The sequence below is a fragment of the Vreelandella lutescens genome, assembly GCF_014640815.1.
In the GTDB taxonomy this organism is placed as follows: Bacteria; Pseudomonadota; Gammaproteobacteria; order Pseudomonadales; family Halomonadaceae; genus Vreelandella; species Vreelandella lutescens.
Map to the genome: position 1 here is coordinate 516,886 of NZ_BMHM01000001.1, position 22,332 is coordinate 539,217.

21 protein-coding genes are annotated in these 22,332 nt (G+C 52.8%); 12 read left to right on the top strand and 9 right to left on the bottom strand.

All coding sequences use genetic code 11. From position 1 onward, the window contains the following. The first annotated feature begins 5 nt into the window (after positions 1-5). Genes IEW65_RS02405 through bla form a run of 3 tightly spaced genes read left to right on the top strand, consistent with a single transcriptional unit; the run spans position 6 to position 1,828 of the window. Positions 6-434, top strand: a complete 429-nt coding sequence (locus IEW65_RS02405) for a GFA family protein (protein ID WP_188637913.1) — start codon at positions 6-8, stop codon at positions 432-434. A gap of 2 nt (positions 435-436) precedes the next feature. Next, the gene (locus tag IEW65_RS02410) at positions 437-886 is read left to right on the top strand and encodes a GNAT family N-acetyltransferase (RefSeq protein ID WP_188637914.1); all 450 of its coding nucleotides are present in this window, start codon (positions 437-439) and stop codon (positions 884-886) included. A 57-nt stretch (positions 887-943) separates the two neighbouring features. Then, the gene (gene bla, locus IEW65_RS02415; RefSeq protein ID WP_188637915.1) at positions 944-1,828 is read left to right on the top strand and encodes a class A beta-lactamase; all 885 of its coding nucleotides are present in this window, start codon (positions 944-946) and stop codon (positions 1,826-1,828) included. Positions 1,829-1,923: 95 nt separating this feature from the next. Here the strand turns inward: bla and IEW65_RS02420 are convergent, their stop codons facing one another. Beyond that, on the bottom strand, positions 1,924-3,651 hold the full coding sequence (locus IEW65_RS02420; protein WP_188637916.1) for a PilZ domain-containing protein: 1,728 nt from the start codon (positions 3,649-3,651) through the stop codon (positions 1,924-1,926). Positions 3,652-3,883: 232 nt separating this feature from the next. On the opposite strand from IEW65_RS02420, the gene IEW65_RS02425 reads away from it, so the two are divergent. Next, the gene (locus tag IEW65_RS02425; protein WP_188637917.1) at positions 3,884-5,596 is read left to right on the top strand and encodes a putative bifunctional diguanylate cyclase/phosphodiesterase; all 1,713 of its coding nucleotides are present in this window, start codon (positions 3,884-3,886) and stop codon (positions 5,594-5,596) included. An 84-nt stretch (positions 5,597-5,680) separates the two neighbouring features. On the opposite strand, the gene IEW65_RS02430 is transcribed toward IEW65_RS02425, so the two are convergent. Continuing rightward, positions 5,681-6,241: a manganese efflux pump MntP gene (locus IEW65_RS02430; protein WP_188637918.1), complete on the bottom strand. Its 561-nt coding sequence runs from the start codon at positions 6,239-6,241 to the stop codon at positions 5,681-5,683. A 331-nt stretch (positions 6,242-6,572) separates the two neighbouring features. Next, on the bottom strand, positions 6,573-7,526 hold the full coding sequence (locus IEW65_RS02435) for a TauD/TfdA dioxygenase family protein (protein WP_188637919.1): 954 nt from the start codon (positions 7,524-7,526) through the stop codon (positions 6,573-6,575). A 217-nt stretch (positions 7,527-7,743) separates the two neighbouring features. On the opposite strand from IEW65_RS02435, the gene IEW65_RS02440 reads away from it, so the two are divergent. Genes IEW65_RS02440 through IEW65_RS02460 form a run of 5 tightly spaced genes read left to right on the top strand, consistent with a single transcriptional unit; the run spans position 7,744 to position 12,672 of the window. Then, positions 7,744-8,790, top strand: coding sequence for an ABC transporter substrate-binding protein (locus tag IEW65_RS02440; protein ID WP_188637920.1), 1,047 nt, complete (start codon positions 7,744-7,746; stop codon positions 8,788-8,790). Beyond that, positions 8,790-9,647 carry an ABC transporter ATP-binding protein gene (locus IEW65_RS02445; RefSeq protein ID WP_188637921.1) on the top strand — a complete coding sequence of 286 codons (858 nt, stop codon included), beginning with the start codon at positions 8,790-8,792 and terminating at the stop codon, positions 9,645-9,647. The genes IEW65_RS02440 and IEW65_RS02445 overlap by 1 nt, the downstream gene beginning before the upstream one ends. Beyond that, on the top strand, positions 9,644-10,951 hold the full coding sequence (locus IEW65_RS02450; RefSeq protein ID WP_188637922.1) for a threonine synthase: 1,308 nt from the start codon (positions 9,644-9,646) through the stop codon (positions 10,949-10,951). Before IEW65_RS02445 ends, IEW65_RS02450 begins: the two co-directional genes overlap by 4 nt. Beyond that, on the top strand, positions 10,938-11,819 hold the full coding sequence (locus tag IEW65_RS02455) for an ABC transporter permease (RefSeq protein WP_188637923.1): 882 nt from the start codon (positions 10,938-10,940) through the stop codon (positions 11,817-11,819). The genes IEW65_RS02450 and IEW65_RS02455 overlap by 14 nt, the downstream gene beginning before the upstream one ends. A gap of 22 nt (positions 11,820-11,841) precedes the next feature. Next, positions 11,842-12,672 carry a MoaD/ThiS family protein gene (locus tag IEW65_RS02460; protein ID WP_188637924.1) on the top strand — a complete coding sequence of 277 codons (831 nt, stop codon included), beginning with the start codon at positions 11,842-11,844 and terminating at the stop codon, positions 12,670-12,672. A 169-nt stretch (positions 12,673-12,841) separates the two neighbouring features. On the opposite strand, the gene IEW65_RS02465 is transcribed toward IEW65_RS02460, so the two are convergent. The 6 genes from IEW65_RS02465 to IEW65_RS02490 all read right to left on the bottom strand — a co-directional run bounded on the left by IEW65_RS02465 (position 12,842) and on the right by IEW65_RS02490 (position 18,727). Next, positions 12,842-13,921, bottom strand: coding sequence for a sulfate/molybdate ABC transporter ATP-binding protein (locus IEW65_RS02465; RefSeq protein WP_188637925.1), 1,080 nt, complete (start codon positions 13,919-13,921; stop codon positions 12,842-12,844). Between the two features lie 32 nt (positions 13,922-13,953). Further along, positions 13,954-14,841 carry a sulfate ABC transporter permease subunit CysW gene (gene cysW, locus IEW65_RS02470; protein ID WP_188637926.1) on the bottom strand — a complete coding sequence of 296 codons (888 nt, stop codon included), beginning with the start codon at positions 14,839-14,841 and terminating at the stop codon, positions 13,954-13,956. A gap of 13 nt (positions 14,842-14,854) precedes the next feature. Then, on the bottom strand, positions 14,855-15,685 hold the full coding sequence (gene cysT / locus IEW65_RS02475; RefSeq protein ID WP_188637927.1) for a sulfate ABC transporter permease subunit CysT: 831 nt from the start codon (positions 15,683-15,685) through the stop codon (positions 14,855-14,857). Between the two features lie 68 nt (positions 15,686-15,753). Next, a complete protein-coding gene (locus IEW65_RS02480; RefSeq protein WP_229755453.1) occupies positions 15,754-16,833 on the bottom strand; it encodes a sulfate ABC transporter substrate-binding protein in 1,080 nt (359 codons plus the stop codon). 108 nt (positions 16,834-16,941) lie between these two features. Then, positions 16,942-17,874, bottom strand: a complete 933-nt coding sequence (locus IEW65_RS02485) for a CysB family HTH-type transcriptional regulator (RefSeq protein WP_188637928.1) — start codon at positions 17,872-17,874, stop codon at positions 16,942-16,944. Between the two features lie 133 nt (positions 17,875-18,007). After that, positions 18,008-18,727, bottom strand: coding sequence for a CDP-alcohol phosphatidyltransferase family protein (locus IEW65_RS02490; protein WP_188637929.1), 720 nt, complete (start codon positions 18,725-18,727; stop codon positions 18,008-18,010). A gap of 259 nt (positions 18,728-18,986) precedes the next feature. On the opposite strand from IEW65_RS02490, the gene IEW65_RS02495 reads away from it, so the two are divergent. The 3 genes from IEW65_RS02495 to IEW65_RS02505 are packed head-to-tail and all read left to right on the top strand — an operon-like array spanning position 18,987 to position 22,329. Further along, positions 18,987-19,967, top strand: a complete 981-nt coding sequence (locus IEW65_RS02495) for a zinc-dependent alcohol dehydrogenase (protein WP_188637930.1) — start codon at positions 18,987-18,989, stop codon at positions 19,965-19,967. A gap of 32 nt (positions 19,968-19,999) precedes the next feature. Further along, positions 20,000-20,398, top strand: a complete 399-nt coding sequence (locus tag IEW65_RS02500; RefSeq protein ID WP_188637931.1) for a 6-pyruvoyl trahydropterin synthase family protein — start codon at positions 20,000-20,002, stop codon at positions 20,396-20,398. Then, a complete protein-coding gene (locus IEW65_RS02505; RefSeq protein WP_188637932.1) occupies positions 20,395-22,329 on the top strand; it encodes a glycosyltransferase in 1,935 nt (644 codons plus the stop codon). The genes IEW65_RS02500 and IEW65_RS02505 overlap by 4 nt, the downstream gene beginning before the upstream one ends. The last annotated feature ends 3 nt before the right edge of the window (positions 22,330-22,332 follow it).

Sequence of the window (22,332 nt, forward strand, 5' to 3'; positions counted from 1 at the left end):
AGGAAATGAAAGGCGAGTGCCTGTGTGGGGAAGTGGCGTTTAAGATTGCGGGCGAGCTGCCTCATCTGTATCAATGCCACTGTTCGTTATGTCGTAAGGCAACCGGTGCCGCTGCTAATGCGGCCACCTTTGTGCAGGGCGAGCAGTTCAAGTGGCTTTCGGGGCAGGGGAATATCCGTTCTTATCAGCGTGAAAGCGGCTACCGAAGCGATTTCTGCGCGACATGCGGCAGCCCCGTGCCCAACCAACTGCGCGGTAGCGATTGGGTGTGGGTGCCTGCCGGGTTATTAGAAGGTGAGAGCTCGGCCAGAGTAGCGGTGCATCTTCATATGGAATCAGCTGCCGCCTGGGAGCAGGAGACAGCCCACTGCCAGCGCTTTGATGCCTCCCCCGAGAACCTACAAGCGCTGAACAGCGCACTGCAGCAGGTATAGTTATGAACGCTAACTCAACCGACTATCGCATACGCCCCTTTCAGGCCGATGATATGGAGGCCGTGCTCTCTATCTGGCTGTCGGCGTCGGTTCAAGCGCATGATTTTATCGCGCCCCGCTTTTGGGAATCGAAGCAGGGCGCAATGCGAGATGTGTATCTTCCTGCTTCAGAGACCTACGTGGCTGAAGCGTCGGGGCATGTAGTGGGCTTTTACAGCCTTTACGAAAACACGCTGGCCGCCATTTTTGTGCAACCCAACCAGCAGGGCAACGGCTTGGGCAGTGCGCTGCTGAAAGATGCCAAGCGCCGCAGGGAGTGGCTGCAGTTAACTGTTTATGCCCAGAACGCTCCTAGTATCCGTTTTTATGAAGCGCGTGGTTTTGTGCCAATGGGCGAGCAGTTAGATGAGCACACGGGAGAGCCGGAGCTGCTGATGCGTTTTAGCCCTTAGCCAGAATAGCGCTACACTCAATTCGAAACTTTTCCTCACTGCTTAGGAATGCACACAATGAACCACCGCCAACCACGCTGGATGCGTGCTGCGCTGTCAGCGTGCCTGTTGCTCGCTTCATCTTATGCGATGGCGCAGGAGGATCGCATTACCGCTGAGCTTGAGCGCATCGAGCAAACCCTGGATGCGCGCATTGGCTTTGCCGCCCACCATTTAGCCACGGGCCAGCGCTGGGGAGTGAATGCGGATGAGCGCTTTGCCATGTCCAGCACCTTTAAAACCCTGGCCTGCGGCGCGCTACTAGAGCAGGTAGATGAGGGGCAGCTGGCGCTGGAAACCGAGGTCAGTTTTGAAGCATCGGAGTTGGTCACTTACTCGCCGGTCACCGAGCAGTACGCGGGCCACCAGCCGATGACGCTGTTTGAACTGTGCGATGCCACCATGACTACCAGCGACAACACCGCCGCGAATCTTGTGCTGCAAGCGCTAGGCGGGCCGGAAGACATCACGGCGTTCGCGCGTAGTATGGATGACCCCGTTACCCGGCTGGACCGCTATGAGACCGAGCTAAACGAAGCCACGCCAGGGGATGAGCGCGACACCACCACGCCCAACGCCATGCTGGCTACGTTAGAAAAGCTGGTGCTTGGAGATGTGTTATCAGATGAGTCTCGTCAGCAGTTAGAAGCATGGATGAAGGGCAATGCGGTGGCGGATGGCTTGTTCCGTGCCGCCATGCCGTTTGATTGGGTGATTGCAGACAGAACCGGCGCAGGCGGTTACGGCTCACGCTCGATTACCGCGATTATTTGGCCTCCGGAGCAAGCGCCCACGGTGGTGGTGTTTTATATCACTGAAACCGAGGCATCGTTTGAAGAGCGCAATGCGGCTATTGCGTCGTTGGGAGAGGTGATCCAGACAGTGTTGGCGGATCATGAATAGATAAACGAGCCGATACTCTATTTTTTGAAGCAACTTTTTATGTTGAGTCGTGACCCACGAATTCTCGTTCGTGGGTATTCTTATGATAGTGTTTACTAAAATCTAGGTGCTTTTATTCCAAAATCACTAGCGCTGACGATCTCTTCTAGCTTTCCTATTTGAGATAAATCTTTCTCATTGAGGTCGCTGTTAAAAGTTGCTTCAGGGAATTTCAAGTTTTTCACCACGTTGACATTAATAGGAATGCCTTTTCGGTCTGTGTCTTTTATCCATGCTAAGTAGCCGCCCGAGTATTTTGCAAGACTTCCAATAGGGTATAGCCCATAAATTTGTATGTACTCTACTAAGATGGAGTTATTTAATATTTTTTCTTCGTCGTGTACTTTGCGATAAGCACTAATAGGCGAAAGTGGAGGTGTGCCATTTCTAGCATGCATCAGTTTGTTGATTTCCTTGACGACTAGCAAGATTTCAATGAAGTCAAATAACTTTTCTTCTATATCTGTTTCTCTTTCGTTGTTGTTGTTTTTGTCTGACTTTTTTATTATGGTCAGGCATATTTCACTTGGTTTCCACTCTGTCGTTTCTAGTTTTTTGATTAATGCTTCTCTGTGGCCCTTCAATATTTCTTTTTGAGCAGGCGTCATGTTTGATTTTAATGTGGTGATTTTAGGGCCTACTAATAAAGGTTTTCCAAGGCTGTGTAAAAGAGTGCCTAAAATAGTTTCTCTTATGTATGGGCTGTAAGGGTCTCGGCTGATAAGCATGTCAGTGACGTAACTGGCCACTTGTATGGAGTGTCGAACCCACTCCACCTCTTCTCTAAGTAACGAGAGTGCAAATAAAAAAGACTTCCTGTTCTCTTCGATGGAGTATCGAATAGCATCAACACACTTGTAAAATATTTCTAATGGGAATACGTTTTGAGTTTTTAAATACATTAAACCTGCTTGTAGCTGGTGTGCTATCTCTATGACACCCCTTTCCATCGCTGTTCGTTGAGCTTTTCGCTTACGGTCATTGCTTTCTTTGAGTAATATATTTTTCTCTTTAGCGCCTGGTATGAATAGGGAGGAATGCGAAGCCATCGCGTCGCTCATGCCCGTTTGGTAAGCAGCTTCTCTTTCTGCTTCATTAGTAAACCTAAAAAGTTGCTCTAGCTGTGTCATAGATAGGTTGGTAAATTGAATGCCGAGGGCGGCATAGCCAAAATAACCTAATGGTCGAATGTGTTTTATTTTGCCTTCAGCATGAAAACTTTCTCCGTTAGGAAATTCTAAGGTTAAACCGGATAGCTCTTTACCCACAACGATGGCATTAGTGTCGGATAGGGGGATATCTACCATGCATCCACCCACTGAAAGGTTGCGTATTTTTCCAGAGATAATCAGTTCGTTAGGATAGATTTCGATGTTTGCTCTAGCATTCATGCCTAGTACAAAAGGTATTCTTATTGTTCCTCTTTTTTCTTTAACAAAAATAGACTCAGGCAGTTGACAGTCGATTTTGTATAGCGATAAATCAAGCTTGGTGATTTTTGCATGAACGTTAGAGATGCTGAACGTTTCTTTATCTGATTGTAAAGGGCTCTTTACTGATTCAATATCAATGCTAACTAATCCGTTATTGATGTAAGAGTTTATCTCTCGGTCGGATGTTTGAGTCTCTAAAGTAAGCCTGCCGGTGCTAATATCTAACTCGCTTACTTCAGCCTTTAAAGAAAATGTACTGTTTATGGAAACAAGAGATACTTGATGTGTGTGTTGCAATAAAGACCTCACTACTGTTGCAGTGATATTCTTAGTGGCTGCGCTTTTAGGCATTTTCTTCCCCTGGATTTTAATTGCTGCAATGTTTAGTTTATTCGTTAAAAGGATGCAAGTTTTTTTGTTTTTCTATAGTCTTGTTTTGTGTTTAAAACGTTTGTTTTTGTAAGTGATTATATATTTTAAATTAATAGGGAAAATAGCTTGCAATGCGTCTAGTTGAGTGGTCTGTTTATTTTATTATTGTGTCATGGTTTTAGGAAAGTAAGTGATAACAGGGATAAGTGAGATGTTTGGCGAAGACGTTGATTTTGCTGGCTTGTTTGAGTTTGGAGCGAGGAAGACCCCTGTGGGCATCGTGCTAGTGGATGCACAGAGTGCCAGCATGCCTATCGTTTTTGCTAATAAAGAATTTTATAATATTACCGGCTATTCCAAAGGGGAGGTGTTAGGAAAGAATTGTCGGTTTTTACAAGGTATGGCTACTAATAAAGATACCGTGAATAAAATTAAAGAAGCCATAAGGGAAAGTAGAGAAGGCAGGTTCACAATCTTAAACTACCGAAAAGATGGTGCGCGTTTTTGGAACCAGCTGACGTTGAGCCCAGTTATCAATGCGAATGGTATATGTACGCATTATATTGGGTTTCAACAGGATATTACCCATCAATACAAGCAGGAGGCTTTGCTGTTATACCAATCTAATAACGATTTGTTGACTGGTTTGTTAAATCGTAGCGCATTGGACGACGTTCTTAATAGAATGTTGAATAGCGCTAATTTGGCAAATGAGCTAGTAGTTGTTATGTATTTAAATCTGGATGATTTTAAAACTATCAACGACGGACTGGGATATGAAATAGGTAATGAGCTGGTAAGGGGGGTGTCCGGTCGTTTAAAGGAGTTTCTAGAGCCAACGGATGTTTTGGCAAGACTCAGTGGCGATGAGTTTGCTTTTGTTTTTTCTGGTTTCAAAAGTTATGCTCAAGCGAATGAAAAAGCAAACGCTATCTTAGAGTCTATTTTGCTTCCATTTTATGTTAATGGCATTCCTCTGCATGTCAGTGCAAGTATGGGTATTTCATGTAACAAATACTCTAAAGAGCTGTCGTGTGATTTGATGCAGGAAGCTAGTATTGCAATGGCCGAAGCTAAAGATTCTGGTCGCAATACATGGTGTTGGTCAAATGGAAAGTCGGATAATATTTCGAACAATGAGTTAGCGGTAAATCTGCGCTATGAGTTGAATAGTGCAATGATAGATAATCAGTTTGAGCTTTTTTATCAGCCAGTTATCGATTTGGATAACGGTCATGTTAACAGTTATGAAGCACTGATAAGATGGCATCATCCTGAAAAAGGAATGATTTCCCCCGGTGTGTTTATACCGATAGCAGAGCAGACGGGGCAAATTATACCCTTAGGCCTCTGGATATTGAGGCAAGCCTGTTCCGACCTTGTCTCAATACAAGCGGCACAGGGCGAGGCGGCTCCTGTGGCCATTAATATCTCTCCTTTACAGTTCAGGCGAGCAGGTTTTTTTGAAGCATTTTTAGATATTGTCAATGAGTTTTCTTTGCCTACAAGCTTACTTCAAATTGAAGTAACAGAAAGCCTCTTAGTGGATGGTTCTCGAAAAGCTATCGAGCTAGTTGAAAAGTTTAGTGCAGCAGGTGTCAAGGTGGCACTGGATGATTTTGGAACTGGATATTCTAGTTTGAGTTATTTGAGAGATCTTCCTATTGATAAAGTGAAACTGGATAGAAGCTTTATAAAAGATATTGACAATAATGTAAAAAATGCCGCGATTGTTAAGGCGGTTGTCGATATGTCGCATTCATTAGGGCTTCAGGTTGTCGCCGAAGGGGTAGAAGAAGAGGGGCAATTAGAAGTGCTGAAGAGTTATAAGTGTGATTTTATCCAAGGTTTTTTATTTTCAAAGCCGTTGCCGCTTTTAGAGATCATTGGCATGAAAAACTTAGTGTACGGGGTTAATGCCTAGTATGGGCATGTTTGACACAGGAGGTGGTGATAAGCCAGCAGTGGGTGATATGAGGCAGCCCGGATAGGGCTTTTGCAGTGAACATCACAATACCCCCGTATGCTCCACAACCACCATTACACCAATCCCAATCAACACAACGCCGCCAATCAGCTCAGCCCAATGGCCAACATACTTACCTAGTTTGTGACCAAGCAGCGTTCCCATGGAAGCCATCACCGTGGTGGCGAGGCCAATAGCGAGGCTGGTGGTGATAATGTTCACATCAATAAAGGCAAGGCTTGCACCCACGGCCATGGCGTCTAGGCTGGTGGCCGTGGCTGTCAGTACCAGTAGCCACAGCGTTTGTTTGCGGTGCTCTACCTTTTCTTCTTTCTTCAGCCCTTCATGCATCATGTGAAGGCCAATGATGGACAGGAGTGTGAACGCGACCCAATGGTCCCAGGCTTCTACGTACTGTTGAGACGCCTTGCCAGCGAGCCAGCCCAGCACCGGTGTCATTGCTTCGATAACGCCAAACACTAGGCCAATGCCAATGGCATGACGGAAGCGGGGCTTGGTTAGTTCTGCGCCCTTGCTGATGGACGCCGCAAACGCATCCGCCGACATGGAAATCGCAAGAAAAAGCAGGGCAACAGGCGTCATGATAGGCAGGCTCTTTAGATAAAAGGCGATATGTAAAATGCTTACTTGAGTATAAAAGTAGGGATTTGAATAGCGCTGAATCCTATCAGGTTTTTTGCTGATAACAAGGCGGTTGTCAAAAAATAAAGTTTGTAATAGCGAACAAATATAGCCTTGGCTAACAATGTGTCTATCAGCTGATTTTGTTGGCTTTTTGAACTTAGATGTGGCTTAAGTGCTTGTGGTTGTTTTTTTATGATGCTGTGGTGTTTAGATGTCAAAGTAGTCGATAGATAAGTAAAGTCGGGGGATGAATAACTCCCCCGTTAGTGAAGTGGTTGTTAGCGTGCGTCTATCCTACTAAGCCCCAGTTATTAACGTTTACCGCATTAACAGTCTCTTTTGTATTTCGAAAATAAGGTCGATCGCCTTTTACGGTCACACGCTCCCCCCTTCGTGCCTGCCCGGAGTAATCAAAAATGGCTCGGTGCTGGGTGCAGCGGTTATCCCAAATAGCCAGGCTGTTGGGTGTCCAGTTTAGGCGCACGGTAAACTCGGGCGTTTCCTGGTGGCGATAGAGAAACTCCAGCAGCGCCTGACTCTCTGTGTGGGAAAGCTCAACAATCTCCCGAGTAAAACCGCGATTAACAAACAGGCTTTTGCGCCCGGTTTCAGGGTGAGTGCGCACCACAGGATGCACCGCCTCAGGGTAATCCGCACCGTTCTTGAAGCCAAATTGACTGCGATCTTTAGCCGCTTGATGACCGTAATGGAGGCGATAAGTAGCTTCGCCTGAGTGAACGGCGGTTAAGCCTTCAAGCAGCGATTGTAAGGCGGGGGAAAGGGCTTCATAGGCTGCATAACCGCTGCTGAACAGGGTGTCGCCTCCGTATTCAGGCACATCGCGCAGGTACAGCAAACTGCCCAGTGGAGGCTCTACATCGCAAGAAACATCCGAGTGCCAGTGGCCACCGTTGACCGCACGCTTGCCGCTGCGAATGGCCTTCGGGTCGTTAGATGAGTTGGCATCTGCCTCAATGGGAAAAATTTCCGGGTAGCCCTCAGGGCCTTTCGCCATAGGGTGAACGTGCAGGTCGCCAAAGCGTTTGCCCAGTGCAATATGCTGATCCCGTGTGAGCGCTTGGTTACGCAGAATCACCACTTGGTACTGGAGAAACAAAGATTTTAGCGCTGCAAACGTTTCGTTGTTTAGATTGGCAAGATCAATCCCTTCGATCTCAGCGCCAATATGCCCGCTTAATGGGCGTACATGAAGCGTGCTTTGTGTGAGTGTTAGCGATGTCATGTGCAGTGCTCTCTTAAATGGAGTGTGAACTCACTATCGAAGAGCCGCTGCATGAACCCAAATAACTTAATTAAACGTGCTTTTTATGATTTAGATATCAAAAGGCAGCGAATAAGTAGTTCAGTTATTCGCTGATAAGAACTTCTCGAAAACTCACTTCTGAGTCATATCAGAACTTCATAAGGTGGCCTGACATTTAATGCTCAGGAGCACCGCCATGACTCGAACGCTCATTAGTACTTCTATTAGTACTTCTATTAGTACTTCTATCGGTACCTATGGTTTAGCCACGCTGTTGGCGGTGTCGCTGGCAAGTGCCAGCCACGCTCAAGCCGCAGAACAACTGCGTATCGCTGAACAGTTTGGCATCACCTATTTACTGCTCCACGTTGCCCGTGACCAGGAACTGATTGAAAAGCACGGTGCTGAACGCGGTGTGGATATTGATGTGGAGTGGCTGCAGCTTTCAGGTGGGGCGGCTGTTAATGATGCGCTGCTCTCTAACAGCATCGATATTGCCGGGGCTGGGGTGGGGCCGCTGTTAACGGTGTGGGACCGGACGCATGGCAGCCACAATGTAAAAGGGGTGGCGTCGCTCGGGGAGTTCCCTAACTTTTTGATCACCAATAACCCCGATATTCAGACACTTGAAGATATTGATGACAATGACCGCATTGCCGTGCCCGCGGTGGGTGTATCTGTTCAGTCGCGCTTTCTGCAAAAGGCGGTGGCAGATGTCTTCGGCAATGATCAATTTGACCGCTTAGAAGGTAACACGGTTGCGCTACCAAACCCGGATGCTACCGCGGCACTCATCAGCGGCGGCACTGAAATCAACACCCACTTCTCCGCTATTCCTTTCCAGTATCAGGCGCTTCAGCACGAAGGTGTGCACAAAATCACCGATTCTTACGAGATTATGGGTGGTCCTATTTCTCCCACCGTGCTTTACGCCACAGAGGCATTTCGTGCTGATAACCCTGAAGTCTACGCAGCGTTCCTAGACGCTCTTGAGGAAGCAAGAACCTTCATTGAAGAAGACCCTCGCGAAGCGGCAAATATCTATCAGCGCCTGAGTGGTACGCAGTTGGATATCGATTTCCTTGAGTCGATCATTACCGATGAGCAGGTGAGTTTCTCACTGGTGCCCCACAACACCTTCCCCTTGGCAGAGTTTCTGTTTGAGGTCGGTGCGATACGTAATGAGCCCACCTCATGGCAGGACTACTTCTTTGACGATATCCATGCCTGGGAGGGGAGCTAATGTCGATTGCACTGCGTAAGCGCCATGTGCTGGGTGAGGCCTCGCTGGATCGCGAGGCTTACTCACCGACAAATACGTCATCCGCAGTAGCCACCCCTCGGCTGGCAGTGGACAACGTCACCCTTGAGTACCGCACTCGCCAACATGTCGTGAAAGCGACCCAGCAGGTTAGCTTTAACGTGCAGGAGGGGGATAGGTTTGTCCTGCTGGGCCCATCCGGTTGCGGCAAGTCCACGCTGCTCAAAGCCATCGCCGGTTTTCTAACCCCTGCAGAAGGCAGCATTCGCCTGGATGGCAACACCATTCATGGCCCAGGGCCTGACCGTATCGTGGTGTTTCAGGAGTTTGATCAACTGCCGCCCTGGAAAACCGTCAAGCAGAACGTCATGTTCCCGCTGCTGGCTTCGCGCACCTTGGGGCGCAAAGCGGCGGAGCAGCGGGCGTTAGAAACGCTGGAAAAAGTTGGGTTTGGGCGTTTTGCGGATGCCTATCCGCATACGCTTTCCGGTGGCATGAAGCAGCGTGTGGCCATCGCCCGTGCGCTGGCCATGCGGCCACGGGTGTTGCTGATGGATGAACCCTTTGCCGCACTCGATGCGCTCACCCGGCGCAAAATGCAGGAAGAGTTGCTGGCGTTGTGGCAGCAAGAGGGCTTTACGCTACTGTTTGTTACCCACTCTATTGAAGAAGCCCAGGTAATAGGTAACCGGGTACTGCTGCTGTCACCCCATCCAGGCCGGGTACGCGCTGAGCTAGGCTGCGCTGACGATAGCCTGCACAGCTTGGGCAGTGAAGCGACGAAAGCGCGCACCCAAACCATTCATCGGCTGCTATTTGAAAACGAGGTGGCCCCATGAGTGCGTTCGTCAGCCCGCGTGTAGATGAAAAAGTCACTCCCTTAGCAGGCCAACGTTATAGCTATGTTGAAGGGCTTTACTGCCCGCGCTGTGCTGCTGAATATGCCCATCAACACGTTCAACAGCTGTGCCAGTGTGGCTCGCCACTCTTGGTGCGTTATGACTTGGAGGCGCTTAAAGCGTCATGGTCGAAGGCGGATCTTGCCTCGCGCCCCTGGAGCCTGTGGCGTTACCACGAGTTGCTGCCCGTGACGTCGCCAGACGCCGTCGTCAGCCTAGGTGAAGTGGTCACACCGCTGATTGAGTTGCCTGTGCTGGGTGCCGATATGCGCTTGGATAACCTGGTCATGAAAGACGAAGGGCTACTGCCCACGGGGTCTTTTAAAGCGCGCGGCGCGGCGGTGGGCATATCCCGCGCTAAAGAGTTGGGGGTTACCCACCTAGCCATGCCAACCAATGGTAATGCTGGTGCCGCGTGGTCGTTATATGCCGCCCGAGCAGGCATTAAAGCCACGATCAGTATGCCGGTAGATGCCCCCTTTATTACTCGCCAAGAGTGCGCGGCTGCCGGTGCCAGCCTAACCCTGGTCGATGGGGTGATTAGTGATTCAGGTAAGCAGATTGGCGAGTGGGTTAAAGCCACCGGCCACTACGATGCTTCCACCCTGAAAGAGCCGTATCGCATTGAGGGCAAGAAGACCATGGGGCTGGAGTTAGCCGAGCAGCTCGGCTGGCAGTTGCCGGATGTGATTCTTTACCCCACCGGCGGAGGCGTGGGGCTGATCGGTATTTACAAAGCCTTGCAGGAGCTTCAGACGCTGGGATGGGTCACCGGCAAGCTGCCGCGGCTAATTGCCGTGCAAGCCAATGGTTGCGCGCCCATTGTGAAGGCGTGGCAAGAGGGCGCTCGAGTATCGGAATTCTGGGAGCGCAGTCATACCCATGCGTTTGGTATCAACGTCCCTAAAGCACTGGGGGATTTTCTGGTGTTAGACGCACTATATGCCACCGGCGGCCGAGCCATTGCGGTGAGTGAAACGGCGATTCGTTGGGAGCAAACCCGGGCAGCACAGCTAGAGGGTACCTTTGTATGCCCAGAGGGTGCCGCTGTTCTCGCTGCCGCACGGGAGTTAAGCACCCTCGGCGAAATCGGCACTCATGAGCGTGTGGTGGCGCTGAATACCGGCGCAGGCATCAAATACCCGGATAGCCAATCGTTCCACGTTGACGTGCTGGATAAACAGAGCGCTATTCCCACGGCAGGTTTCACGACGGCATCAGGAGATTCACATGAGCGTACATGACCTGCGTGGCCCCGTTGATTCACGGGTTGATCGCTTCTTTGATCTACCGCCTGTTGATGTGCGCGAGCTAAAAGTCGCTCGCAGTGTTGGCCAGCGGCTGTGGGATCAAAGCGTGGTGCGTAAAAGCGTCATTCTGGTGCTGTTGGTGGTCGCTTGGGAGGTGGTTGCCAGGGTACAGAACAATCCACTGATGCTGCCCAGTGCCATGGAAACCGCGAGTGCCCTTTGGCATGGGCTGGCGTCAGGCGTTCTATTGGCACGGGTAAGTGCATCGCTAAGCGTACTGCTAAAAGGTTTTGCCTTAGGTGCGTTTCTCGCTCTGGCGTTAACGACCTTGGCGGTCTCAACCCGTATTCGGCGAGACTTGCTCACCACGTTAACGTCCATGTTTAGCCCGCTGCCCGCCATTTCCCTGTTACCGCTGGCGCTGCTGTGGTTCGGCCTGGGCGAGGCCAGCTTGATCTTTGTATTGGTGCACTCGGTGCTGTGGGCCATGGCCATCAATATTCATGCAGGCTTTCAAGGCGTTTCAGAAACATTGCGCATGGCTGGGCGTAACTACGGCCTTAAGGGGCTGCGCTATGTGGCCTTCATTCTGATTCCTGCAGCGCTTCCGGCGTTGTTGGCAGGGTTAAAAATTGGCTGGGCGTTTGCCTGGCGCACCCTGATCGCCGCCGAGCTGGTGTTTGGTGCTTCTTCAGGCAAAGGCGGGCTTGGCTGGTACATCTTCCAGAACCGTAACGAGCTTTACACCGACAACGTTTTTGCAGGTTTAGTCGTCGTCATTGTGATTGGCCTGCTGGTGGAAAACATCATTTTTGACAGCGTTGAGCGCCTAACGGTGAAGCGCTGGGGCATGGTGCGCTGATGCCTAAAAAGGAGACTTTCTAATGCAATTAACACAAGTCACCCACTACTTAAATGAGCACCTCGACGCTTTAAATCCAAACGCCAGCCTGCGGCATCATGCGGCGTTTCATTGGGAGAGGGGAAGAATATGGGGGAAACTCTCCAATCTAACGCTTTATCCATCACAGCAGCCTATTTTCTCACTAGAGCGGTTGGATATTGCTGCCTGGGAAGCCGGGGTGGAAATTCGTGACCAACACGATGTACCTCACCCATCAGACTGGCTCTATTTTCTCTCGTGGAACCAGGAAGATGTGATTTTTTTAGACCGTTTTCTACGGGTTCTTCATGCCCTGAATCATTTGGCCCTGAATGGGGCCAATGCAAAGCCGCTGATTGTCGATGTGCACTGGCGCCATATCCAGGCCGTCGAGGTTTCTCATGGTAGTGTTTTTGAAAGCCTGTTAACCCAGTTGGGGCTGCATCCTAGCCAAGTGGTCTTGCGGCTAGATGGTTCTGTGGTGTTGGAAGAGGAACACGCCCAGGCCGCTGCCCATAGCTTTCATCAGCGTGGCTACCCGCTATTGGCACAAGCCGTGCCGTTGGGTACTACTGCTAACGAGTGGCAGCGGTTGAAGCAGAACGGTATACGTTGGGTAACACCACCGCCTGATGCCTTGCCGCTAGCGCGCACAAGTCGCGAACACTTCCCCCGCTTAACGGAGTGGAGCAAGGATGCGAGACGCGCAGGCTTAAATGTGTGGTGGCCAAAGCTAGATCGGCCTGGAGACTTGGCAATTATGACGCAGTTGGAGCCGACGTTGGTGAGTGGTTTATTAATGCAGAAGAGTATCGAGTTATCGCAGGTATAAGCGCCCCTCGTGTTTGCCTTCGTTAACTTTCAATATCACTTACGGCCCATCCACCCAGTCAGTAATGTCACGCGGTCCAAACCAGGGGACTGGCTGGGTGTTGTCTGAGGCAGAGCGGGCTGGCCGCTGGTGCTGCTTGCACCAGCGACGCCATTTGCCTACTAAACGCTTAGCCGTTTGCAACACGTTCATCAGGCAAGAACACGCGGCTATAGAGGGGGCGAATCCAAGCATCGCTACCTTGCGCTAAGCCCAAGGCGCGAAAGCGGTGCTTGGTGAGCTCCGCATGGACAAGCTCATCGCTGTTGTCGGTGCGCAGTTCAAGACGAACGGTAGGGCCTACTACCGATACCAGTTCTATTTTGGCATGCAGCGCATCCGAGTGTTCACGCCCGGCGAATACCTCAATCTCATGGGGTCTTACATACGCCTGACCTTGCTCATTTTTGTAGCCTTGGAATTCAGGCGCTGGCAGTTGCACATCGCCAATGCGGGCGATCCCATCATGAACACGCGCATGAAACAGGTTCACATTGCCGAGGAATTGGTACACAAAAGGGTTGGCCGGGTGGTCATAAACATCCTCTGGTGAACCATCCTGCTCAACGCGCCCTTTGTTCATTACAACAACCCGGTCTGAGACTTCCAGCGCCTCTTCCTGGTCATGGGTAACGAACACGCTGGTCACGTGAATATCGTCGTGTAATCGGCGTAGCCAGCGGCGAAGCTCGGCGCGCACTTTGGCATCCAGTGCGCCGAAAGGCTCATCCAGCAACAGCACTTTAGGCTCCACCGCCAGGGCACGGGCCAGCGCAATTCGCTGGCGCTGGCCGCCAGAGAGCTGATGGGGGTAGCGGTGGGCGGTCCAGTCCAGCTGTACGAGTTCCAGCAGTCGCATGACCTTCTGCTTAATCTCGGCTTTGCTGGGGCGAGTTTTGCGTGGCCGGACGGTTAACCCGTAAGCGACGTTTTGAAACACGGTCATATGCTTGAACAGGGCATAGTGCTGAAACACAAAGCCAACACCGCGCTCGCTGACATGCAGGTCGGTAGTGTCTTCGCCGTGAAAGCGGATTCTGCCGGTGTCTGGCTGCTCCAGCCCGGCGATGATCCGCAGCAGGGTGGTCTTGCCCGAGCCCGAAGGGCCTAGCAGGGCGGTCAGCTCACCATCGCGAAAGGTCAGGCTAACGTTGTCTACGGCCACGAAGTCGCGAAAGTGCTTATTGACGTGATCGATCTCTATGCTCATGTGTCGTCTCTTGTAACGGAAGCGTTCGTGGTTCAGGCGGCGGCGAGCCGCTGCTGACGTTCTTCTTGCCACTCCACCACGCTTTTGATGGCAATGGTGACCAGGGCCAGGCCCGTGAGCAGAGAAGAGACGGCAAAGGCCGCGGTGAACATGTATTCGTTGTAAAGCACTTCGATATGCAGTGGCATGGTGTTGGTTTCACCACGGATGCGTCCTGACACCACCGCGACAGCGCCAAATTCGCCCATGGCGCGTGCGTTACATAGAATCACGCCATAAATCAGGCCCCATTTGATATTGGGCAGTGTCACGTGCCAGAAGGTTTGCCAACCGTTGGCCCCTAGTGTCAGGGAGGCTTCTTCTTCCTCTTTTCCCTGCTGTTGCATGAGCGGGATAAGCTCGCGTGCGATGAAGGGTAGGGTTCCAAAGGCAATGACGATCACGATACCGGGGACGGCAAAGATGATGCGCAGGTCATGGGCGGAAAGCCACGGCCCCAGCCACCCTTGAGAGCCAAACAGGATGACAAAGATCAACCCGACCACCACGGGTGAAATGGCAAAAGGCATATCGATCAGCGAGATCAGGATGGGCTTGCCTCTGAACTCGAATTTGGCAATGGCCCAGGCGGCCGCCACGCCAAACAGCGTATTGAGGGGTACCACGATCGCGACGATCAACAGGGTCAGGCGTATAGCGGACATGGCGTCTGGATCGCGAATGGCGTCGTACCACACGCTGATGCCTTGCTCGAAAGCGCCGTAGAGCACGACCGATAGAGGCAGCAACAGAAATAGCGCCACGAAGATCAGTGATATCGTGATCAAGGTGACGCGTATCCAGGCAGGCTCTTCGGTGGCTCTGCGCCAGCGCTTGGCAATGGTGTCGTTGGTATCTATTACAGTGCTTGATGTGGCCACGTCGTAGGCTCCTTTATCCATGGCGTCGGCTTGTCCACCACTGCAGGCCGTTGATGAGCAGCAGCATCATGAAGGCAGCCACCAGCATCACCGTGCCGATGGCAGCGGCACCGTGGTAGTCGTACTGTTCGGTTTTCGCGACGATGAGAAGCGGTGTGATCTCGGTGCGAAAGGGGATGTTTCCCGAGATGAAGACGACGGAGCCGTACTCTCCCAATGCGCGTGCAAACGCCAGCGCATAGCCGGTCAACAGGGCTGGAAACAGCGCGGGGAAGATCACGCGGCGAATCGTGGTGAGTCGGTCTGCCCCCAGGCTCGCTGATGCTTCTTCCAGTTCGGCTTCTAGGTCCTCCAGCACGGGTTGCACCGTGCGCACCACGAAGGGCAAGCCGATATAGGTCAATGCAATGACGACACCCAGTTGTGTATAGGCAACGCGTATACCAAAAACATCCAGATACTGGCCCACCCAGCCGGTACTGGCATAGAGTGTGACGAGTGCGATGCCTGCAACCGCCGTCGGCAGGGCAAAGGGAAGGTCGACAAGGGCATCGATGAGCCGTTTGCCTGGAAAGCGGTAGCGTACCAAGACCCAAGCAAGAAGCGCCCCGAAGACCAAATTGATGGTCGCCGCAATGAGTGAACCACCAAACGAAAGTTTGTAGGAGGCCACCACCTGGCGCTGGGTAATGGCGCTCCAGAAGGTGTCCCAGCTCATGGTCGTGGTGTAAAGAAGAAACGCGCCCACGGGAATGAAAAACACCAGTCCCATGTATAACAGCGTGAAGCCCATGGTGAGCCCAAAGCCTGGTATCACCCGACGTTTAACCAGCGTAGCCGCCATAACCCCCCCTTGATGTAACGCCAGCAAGGAGCCACCGCGGGCTCCTTGCCAAAGGCTAGAACGAAAGATCAACGCGCGTTGATGTCTTCCAGAATGCGGTCAAAAACGCCGCCATCGTTGAAGTGGGTTTCCTGGGCGTGTTGCCACCCGCCTAATACGTCATCGATGGTAAAGAGCGTCAGTTCGGGGAAGTTATCGCTGTACTCAGCCAAAATGTCTGTATTGCTGGGCCGGTAGTAATGCTTGGCTGCCAGATGCTGAGCGTCATCGGTGTATAAAAACTCCAGGTAGGCTTCTGCAACGTCGCGAGTACCTTTACGGTCCACGTTAGCGTCAACAACGGTGACCGGGGGTTCCGCCAGAATGCTTTGGGAAGGGACAATGATTTCATATTCGCCTTGCCCCAACTGCTCCACCGAGAGGAAAGCTTCATTTTCCCAGGCAATGAAAACGTCCCCGATGCGGCGCTGTACAAAGGTGTTCGTTGCACCGCGCGCTGCTGGGTCCAGAACGGGTACGTTTTCGTATACTTGACGAACGAATTCGTAGGTTTGCTCTTCATCGCCGTCAAACTTGTCCAGTCCATAGCCCCACAGTGCCAGGTAGTTCCAGCGGGCGCCTCCAGACGTTTTAGGGTTTGGCGTAATCACTTCTACGTCGTCACGTACCAGGTCATCCCAGTCTTGAATATTCTTGGGGTTACCGTCACGGACCAGCAGCACGATGGTAGACGTATAAGGAGAGCTATTGTTGGGGAGGCGTGACTGCCAGTCTTCCGGAATCAGCTCCCCGCGTTGGTGAAGAGCATCGACATCGTAGGCCAGTGCCAGGGTCACCACATCGGCATCCAAGCCATCGATGACCGCACGTCCTTGAGAGCCTGAACCACCGTGAGACTGGCGAACATTGACCGTTTGATCGTGTTCGGTTTGCCAGTGTTCAGCGAAAATGGCGTTGTACTCGCGATAAAACTCGCGAGTGGGGTCATAGGAGACGTTGAGTAATTCAACACGGTTGCTTTGGGCATAGCTGGGTGTACTCATGCTTAGCACACCCGTAAGTACCGCGCTGCCGATAGCCACAGCGGCGGCAAGTTTAGAAACTGAGCGGGTGGTAACACCTGTCTTATGTAGCGGTAAGATTGGCATATGGGCTGCTCCAAAAGTGATCGTTGGTTGTGTCGATGACCACAGCGTAAGGGAGAGTCGTTATGCAAATTAACCAATAAAAAAAGGATTGCTTATATTTTTTTGTGCTTAAAGAGGCCGGCCTGCCAGCACTCGCTGAACGGTCTCTTCGTCCAGGTTTTCGCGGCAGAGTTTCAAGAACTGATAGGCATATCCACGCAGGAAGTGGCCACGGCGCAGGGCAAGGTAGGTGGTGTTGCGGGGGAAGAGGGCGCTTGCATCCAGGAGTTTCAATCCTTGATCGCGCTGCTCGTGGTACGCCATGGAGGCAATGAGCCCAACGCCCATTCCCAACTCTACGTAAGTTTTGATGACGTCTGCATCCAGCGCGGTAAGCACGATGTCCGGGTAAACATCCGCTGCGGAAAAGGCGGTATCAATGCGGGCGCGGCCAGTGAAGCCTTCGTGGTAGGTCACGATCGGATATTCAGTCACCCGTGCCAGGGTTAGCGGTAGGCCATCGTTGAGCGGATGCTCTTCCGGTACTACAACACCGTGATACCAGTGGTAGAACGGAAAACAAGCAAACAGCTGGCCTTCCTCATGGAGGGCTTCTGTCGCAATGCCGATATCCACCTTGCCCGCTTTGAGCAGAGAAACGATCTCTTCTGGACTGCACTGATGCAGCTCAAGATGCACTTTGGGAAAGGCCTGCTTGAAGCGAGCAATGATCGGTGGCAGCGCATAACGTGCTTGAGTGTGGGTGGTGGCGATGGCCAAGCTGCCCTGGTCTTCGTGGGTGAGCTGATGGGCCGAGCGCTTGAGGTTTTCGACATCGAGCAGGATACGCTCGATGAAGTCCATCAGCGTACTGCCCGCAATGGTCAGCCCAAGAATGCGTTTGCCACGGCGCTCGAAAAGCTCGACGCCGAGCTCTTCTTCCAGATCCCGAATATGTTTACTGGCACCAGATTGCGAGGTGAAAAGGGCGTTGGAAGCCTCGGTCAGGTTGAAATGCTGGCGTACCGTCTCACGCACGATGCGCAGTTGCTGAAGGTTCATAGCGAGGGGTATCCAGTCCGTTGATGATTTAATATTCTGAAAAAGAATATTAAAAATACCCGCTTATTCCATAATTATATTTTGAGATATGAATATCGCTTTTACGGGATTAAGCTTTCGCACATCGCTAATGTTATCGCTGAGCGTGCAACCACCGAATATCCACACCAAACGAGTAAGTCAATGTGATTAATGCGCTCAGCGCCAGCAGGCCTGCTAAAAAGGGCGAGGTCAGCGGTGTTAACGCTAGCAACATGGCCACCACCTGCCATACGCATACGGCTTTGCGACGGTAGCTCTCATTAAGCGGTGCATTAAGCCAAGGGAAGGGCAGGCTGGCTGCCACGAATAAGTAGCGCATACCGCCAATCAGCAGCACCCAAAGCCCCAAACCTTCTTCCATGATTAAGCCCACGCACAGAAGCATAATCAGCAGGGCGTCTAGCTCCATATCAAAGCGTGCGCCAAAGGGCGATTGGCTTCGGGTACGCCTTGCTATCCAACCATCCACACCGTCCAGCAATAGAGCGATGACCGCCACGCCCAGCCAGAGCCAAATGGCGTGAATAAAGGCGTCATTCCACAAAGCACCCGCCACCAGCGCTACTAGCACGGCGCGCCCGAGCGTCACGCGGTTGGCCCACCCCAGCGCCCCGTGGGGCCAATACGCTAATACTAATACGCTAACCAGTGCGTAGAAGGCGCTGGCCGCCCACCAGTTGGCCGCGCTTGCCATGAGCGGAGCAAGCAACATACCGAGCCCAATAAGCAGCATCGCACCCAGCAACAGCTCAATGGTGGTAAACAGCCGCTTAGGCAGTGGGTAGGAGGAAGATTCAGAGACGGGTGGCATGGTGGCTCACGAAGCGGAGTAATCGTCCGCAGTTGAAATTAGTGATGCAATAATTTATCTATGTACCATTATTGTATAGGGTGTATGGTTGTCAGCATCCAGGAAAGTTCCCTATTTAAACAATGTTGAAGGTTGGCAAGCGTTAATAGACCGATTGCTTTTATACGCTAAGCTACAGGGGTACTAATGAAAAGTCGCCAATGCTTAGTCATATTAAGATCAACGGATGGAAACAGCGCTTCAACGATAAGGAAATGTCATGTCGGCGCCTGATACGGCGGTGGCTTTTTGGGTAACGCACCCAGGCCACGGCGAACTGCAGCAGGAACGGCTGCCTGTAATCGGTGAATCAGAGGTGCGTGTTCGTGCTCTTTATAGCGGCGTTAGCCGCGGCACAGAATCACTGGTTTTTCACGCACGTGTGCCGGAAAGTGAAACCCAGCGCATGCGCGCGCCTTTTCAAGCCGGTGAGTTCCCGACTCCGGTGAAGTATGGTTACTGCAGCGTTGGTCGTGTTACCCACGGCCCGGCAGCGCTTATCGATAAGACCGTGTTTTGCCTGCACCCCCACCAGGACCACTACGTGGTGCCTGCCGAAATGGCAGTACCCGTACCCGATAGCGTGCCTGCCCACCGTGCGGTGCTCACTGCCAACATGGAAACTGCGCTGAACGGCGTTTGGGATGCTAACCCCATGCTAGGTGAGCGCGTCTGTGTCATTGGTGCTGGCGTGGTGGGCGCGCTGGTGGCGTATTTGTGCGCTCGCATCGCTGGGGTTGAGGTCACACTGGTGGACATTAATCCCGAGCGTGAACCCCTGGCCCATGCCCTGGGCGTGCCTTTTGCACTGCCTGAGCAAGCCCCAAACGATCAAGACTGCGTAATTCATGCTAGCGGCCACCCTGATGGCCTGCGCCTAGCTATGAGCTTGGTAGGTAATGAAGGCCGGGTGATTGAAATGAGCTGGTTTGGTCAGGGCGAGGTATCGCTGCCGCTTGGCGGCGCTTTCCACTCTCAACGCTTGACCCTGCGCGCTAGCCAAGTGGGCCAGCTGCCTGCCAAGCTGCAGCCGCGCTGGAATTACCGCCGCCGTCTCAATGTGGCACTACGTCTGCTGGCCGACCCCGCCTTAGAAGCGTTGATCAGCAGTGAATGCGATTTTGCGGATTTCCCTGAACTGGCCCCAACGCTGTTTAGTCCACAGAGCACGGCGCTTTGCCACCGAATTCGTTACCCCTAACCCATCAACTGTTACTTCCTAATGGAGTTGCCATGTACCGTTTATGCGTTCGTGATCACTTTATGATTGCCCACAGTTTTAAAGGCGAAATTTTCGGCCCTGCCCAGCGTACCCACGGCGCTACCTACGTGGTGGATGTTGTGTTCCAGCGCCCGGAGCTAGATCAGGATGGCTTGGTCATTGATATTGGCTTAGCCAGCGAAACGGTTAAAGAAGTGCTCGCGGGCTACAACTTCCGCAACTTGGATGAGGTAAGCGAGTTTACCGGTCAAAACACCACTACCGAGTTCATGGCCAAAGTCATTTTTGACCAGCTCGCCGCGGCCATTAAAGCGGGCCGTATGGGCGAGACCGCCAAAGGCCTGACCAAAATGGATATCAAGCTGCATGAATCTCATGTGGCATGGGCAAGTTACGAAGGGGCCCTATGAGCCAGCGTTTTACCTTGCTGGTGGCGGGTGACCCCAACCAGCGCACCGGCGGCTATATCTACGATGCGCAGATCGTTGCTGCGCTGCGTGAACAAGGCATTCAGGTGGACGTTGTCGGCCTGGAAGGCCGTTTTCCGCAGGCTGATGAAACGGCCGCCCACGCCCTGACTAGCGCGCTGGAAAGCCTGGCCGATAGCGAGCGCGTGATTATCGATGGCTTGGCCATGGGAGCACTGCCTGATGTGGTGGCCCGCCATGCGGGCCGGCTGAATATCACGTCGCTGCTGCACCATCCGTTGGGTGATGAGCAGGGGCTGTCCAGTGAAGAGCCGCAGCACCTACACCGCAGTGAGCTCACCGGGCTTGCGCAAGTTGCCCGGGTGATTGTCACCAGTCGTTTTACTGCCCGCCGTTTAAGTGAACTCGCCAAAGAGTACTCTCTGCCGATCACCGCGCCTGTTTCGGTAGTAGAGCCCGGCGTTGCCCATGCCCCGGTGAGCCCCGCTGCTCAACAGGGCGAAGCCATTCGCTTACTTTGCGTAGCCACGCTTACGCCGCGAAAGGGCCAAGATGTGTTGGTTAACGCGCTGGCCGAGGTCGAGAGCCACCAGTGGCAGTGTGACTGTTTCGGCGGTGCCCGGGATGCCGATTTTAGCGCTAAAGTGCAGCGGTTGATTGATGAGCACCAGTTGGCTGAGCGCGTCACCCTCCACGGTGAGTGCGATGCCGAAACCTTGGAGGCCGCGTACCAGAGCGCTCACGCGCTGGTGCTGCCCTCCTGGTACGAAGGCTATGGCATGGTGGTCACCGAAGCCTTGGCCCACGGCCTGCCGGTAATTACCACCACGGGTGGCGCGCTGCGCGATACTTTGCCAGAAGGTGCAGGTATCAGCGTTGAGCCTGGCGATGCGAAGGCACTCAGCGCAGCGATTAGCCATTTTTGCACTAATGAGGCGCTGCGCACCGAGCTACGTGCGGGTGTCGCGTTGGCCCGTGGTGAGCTCAACGACTGGCAGGCAGCGGGCATTGAATTTGCCAAAGCGTTAAATGATGAAAGTACCGCTGAACTCTCGGCAGGTAGCCAGTTTGCCGCCAGCTGGCTCACGCTGCGAGAAACTGTGGATAGCCACGCTCGCAGTGAAGCGCTGGTTAACCGACTCAATGCGTGGCTGGCCACCCGCGAAGCGCCGGTGTCGCTGGCGGATTTAGGCTGCGGTCGGGGCAGCAATATGCAGTTTTTAGCTCCGCGACTTGCTAGCCCGCAGCAGTGGGCGCTGTTTGATCACGACGACGCCCTGCTAAAAGAGGCGCGCAGCCGGGCAGTGTCGCTGCACGATGCGTCAGGCCAGCCGCTGACAGTGGACACCCATTGTGCGTCGCTGACCAAGCTCGATCACCCGGCCTTAAACGCAGTGGATGTGGTCAGCGCCTCTGCATTGATCGATTTGGTCTCGCAGCAGTGGATTGATGCGCTAGCGCAGCAGTGTGCCTCTCACCAGCAGGCGCTGTTAATCAGCTTGAGCGTTACCGGCGAGTGGTGCTTTATCGATGCCGATCAACAGCCCATCGATAACCCGGAAGACCGTTTTGTGCTGGGTCTTTTTAATGCCCATCAGCAGCGTGATAAAGGCTTGGGTGAGGCGCTTGGCGGAGACGCTCACCGGGCGCTTTATCACGCCATGGCGCAGCAGGGCTACGCGGTAGAAGAAGCGTCCACGCCTTGGCAGTTAGTCGCAGGTAGCCACGAGCATCAGCCGCTTGTCAGCTCGCTGATTAACGGTTGGGCGGAAGCTGCCACCGAGCAATCCCCTGAAGCGGCCACCCGGATTGCCGAGTGGCGTACTGCGCGCTTGGATGCCGTGGAGCGCGGCCAATTGGGCGTATGGGTAGGCCACCGTGACCTGCTGGCGCTGCCAGCGGAGAAGGGCTAGCTC

Coding starts and splice junctions, on each gene's coding strand:
- IEW65_RS02410 (WP_188637914.1), top strand. CDS start 437: ATGAACGCTAACTCAACCGACTATCGCATACGCCCCTTTCAGGCCGAT.
- IEW65_RS02455 (WP_188637923.1), top strand. CDS start 10,938: ATGAGCGTACATGACCTGCGTGGCCCCGTTGATTCACGGGTTGATCGC.
- IEW65_RS02460 (WP_188637924.1), top strand. CDS start 11,842: ATGCAATTAACACAAGTCACCCACTACTTAAATGAGCACCTCGACGCT.
- IEW65_RS02500 (WP_188637931.1), top strand. CDS start 20,000: ATGTACCGTTTATGCGTTCGTGATCACTTTATGATTGCCCACAGTTTT.
- IEW65_RS02440 (WP_188637920.1), top strand. CDS start 7,744: ATGACTCGAACGCTCATTAGTACTTCTATTAGTACTTCTATTAGTACT.
- IEW65_RS02430 (WP_188637918.1), bottom strand. CDS start 6,241: ATGACGCCTGTTGCCCTGCTTTTTCTTGCGATTTCCATGTCGGCGGAT.
- bla (WP_188637915.1), top strand. CDS start 944: ATGAACCACCGCCAACCACGCTGGATGCGTGCTGCGCTGTCAGCGTGC.
- IEW65_RS02445 (WP_188637921.1), top strand. CDS start 8,790: ATGTCGATTGCACTGCGTAAGCGCCATGTGCTGGGTGAGGCCTCGCTG.
- IEW65_RS02480 (WP_229755453.1), bottom strand. CDS start 16,833: ATGCCAATCTTACCGCTACATAAGACAGGTGTTACCACCCGCTCAGTT.
- IEW65_RS02465 (WP_188637925.1), bottom strand. CDS start 13,921: ATGAGCATAGAGATCGATCACGTCAATAAGCACTTTCGCGACTTCGTG.
- IEW65_RS02485 (WP_188637928.1), bottom strand. CDS start 17,874: ATGAACCTTCAGCAACTGCGCATCGTGCGTGAGACGGTACGCCAGCAT.
- IEW65_RS02450 (WP_188637922.1), top strand. CDS start 9,644: ATGAGTGCGTTCGTCAGCCCGCGTGTAGATGAAAAAGTCACTCCCTTA.
- IEW65_RS02425 (WP_188637917.1), top strand. CDS start 3,884: ATGTTTGGCGAAGACGTTGATTTTGCTGGCTTGTTTGAGTTTGGAGCG.
- IEW65_RS02435 (WP_188637919.1), bottom strand. CDS start 7,526: ATGACATCGCTAACACTCACACAAAGCACGCTTCATGTACGCCCATTA.
- IEW65_RS02490 (WP_188637929.1), bottom strand. CDS start 18,727: ATGCCACCCGTCTCTGAATCTTCCTCCTACCCACTGCCTAAGCGGCTG.
- IEW65_RS02495 (WP_188637930.1), top strand. CDS start 18,987: ATGTCGGCGCCTGATACGGCGGTGGCTTTTTGGGTAACGCACCCAGGC.
- IEW65_RS02405 (WP_188637913.1), top strand. CDS start 6: ATGAAAGGCGAGTGCCTGTGTGGGGAAGTGGCGTTTAAGATTGCGGGC.
- IEW65_RS02420 (WP_188637916.1), bottom strand. CDS start 3,651: ATGCCTAAAAGCGCAGCCACTAAGAATATCACTGCAACAGTAGTGAGG.
- cysT (WP_188637927.1), bottom strand. CDS start 15,685: ATGGCGGCTACGCTGGTTAAACGTCGGGTGATACCAGGCTTTGGGCTC.
- IEW65_RS02505 (WP_188637932.1), top strand. CDS start 20,395: ATGAGCCAGCGTTTTACCTTGCTGGTGGCGGGTGACCCCAACCAGCGC.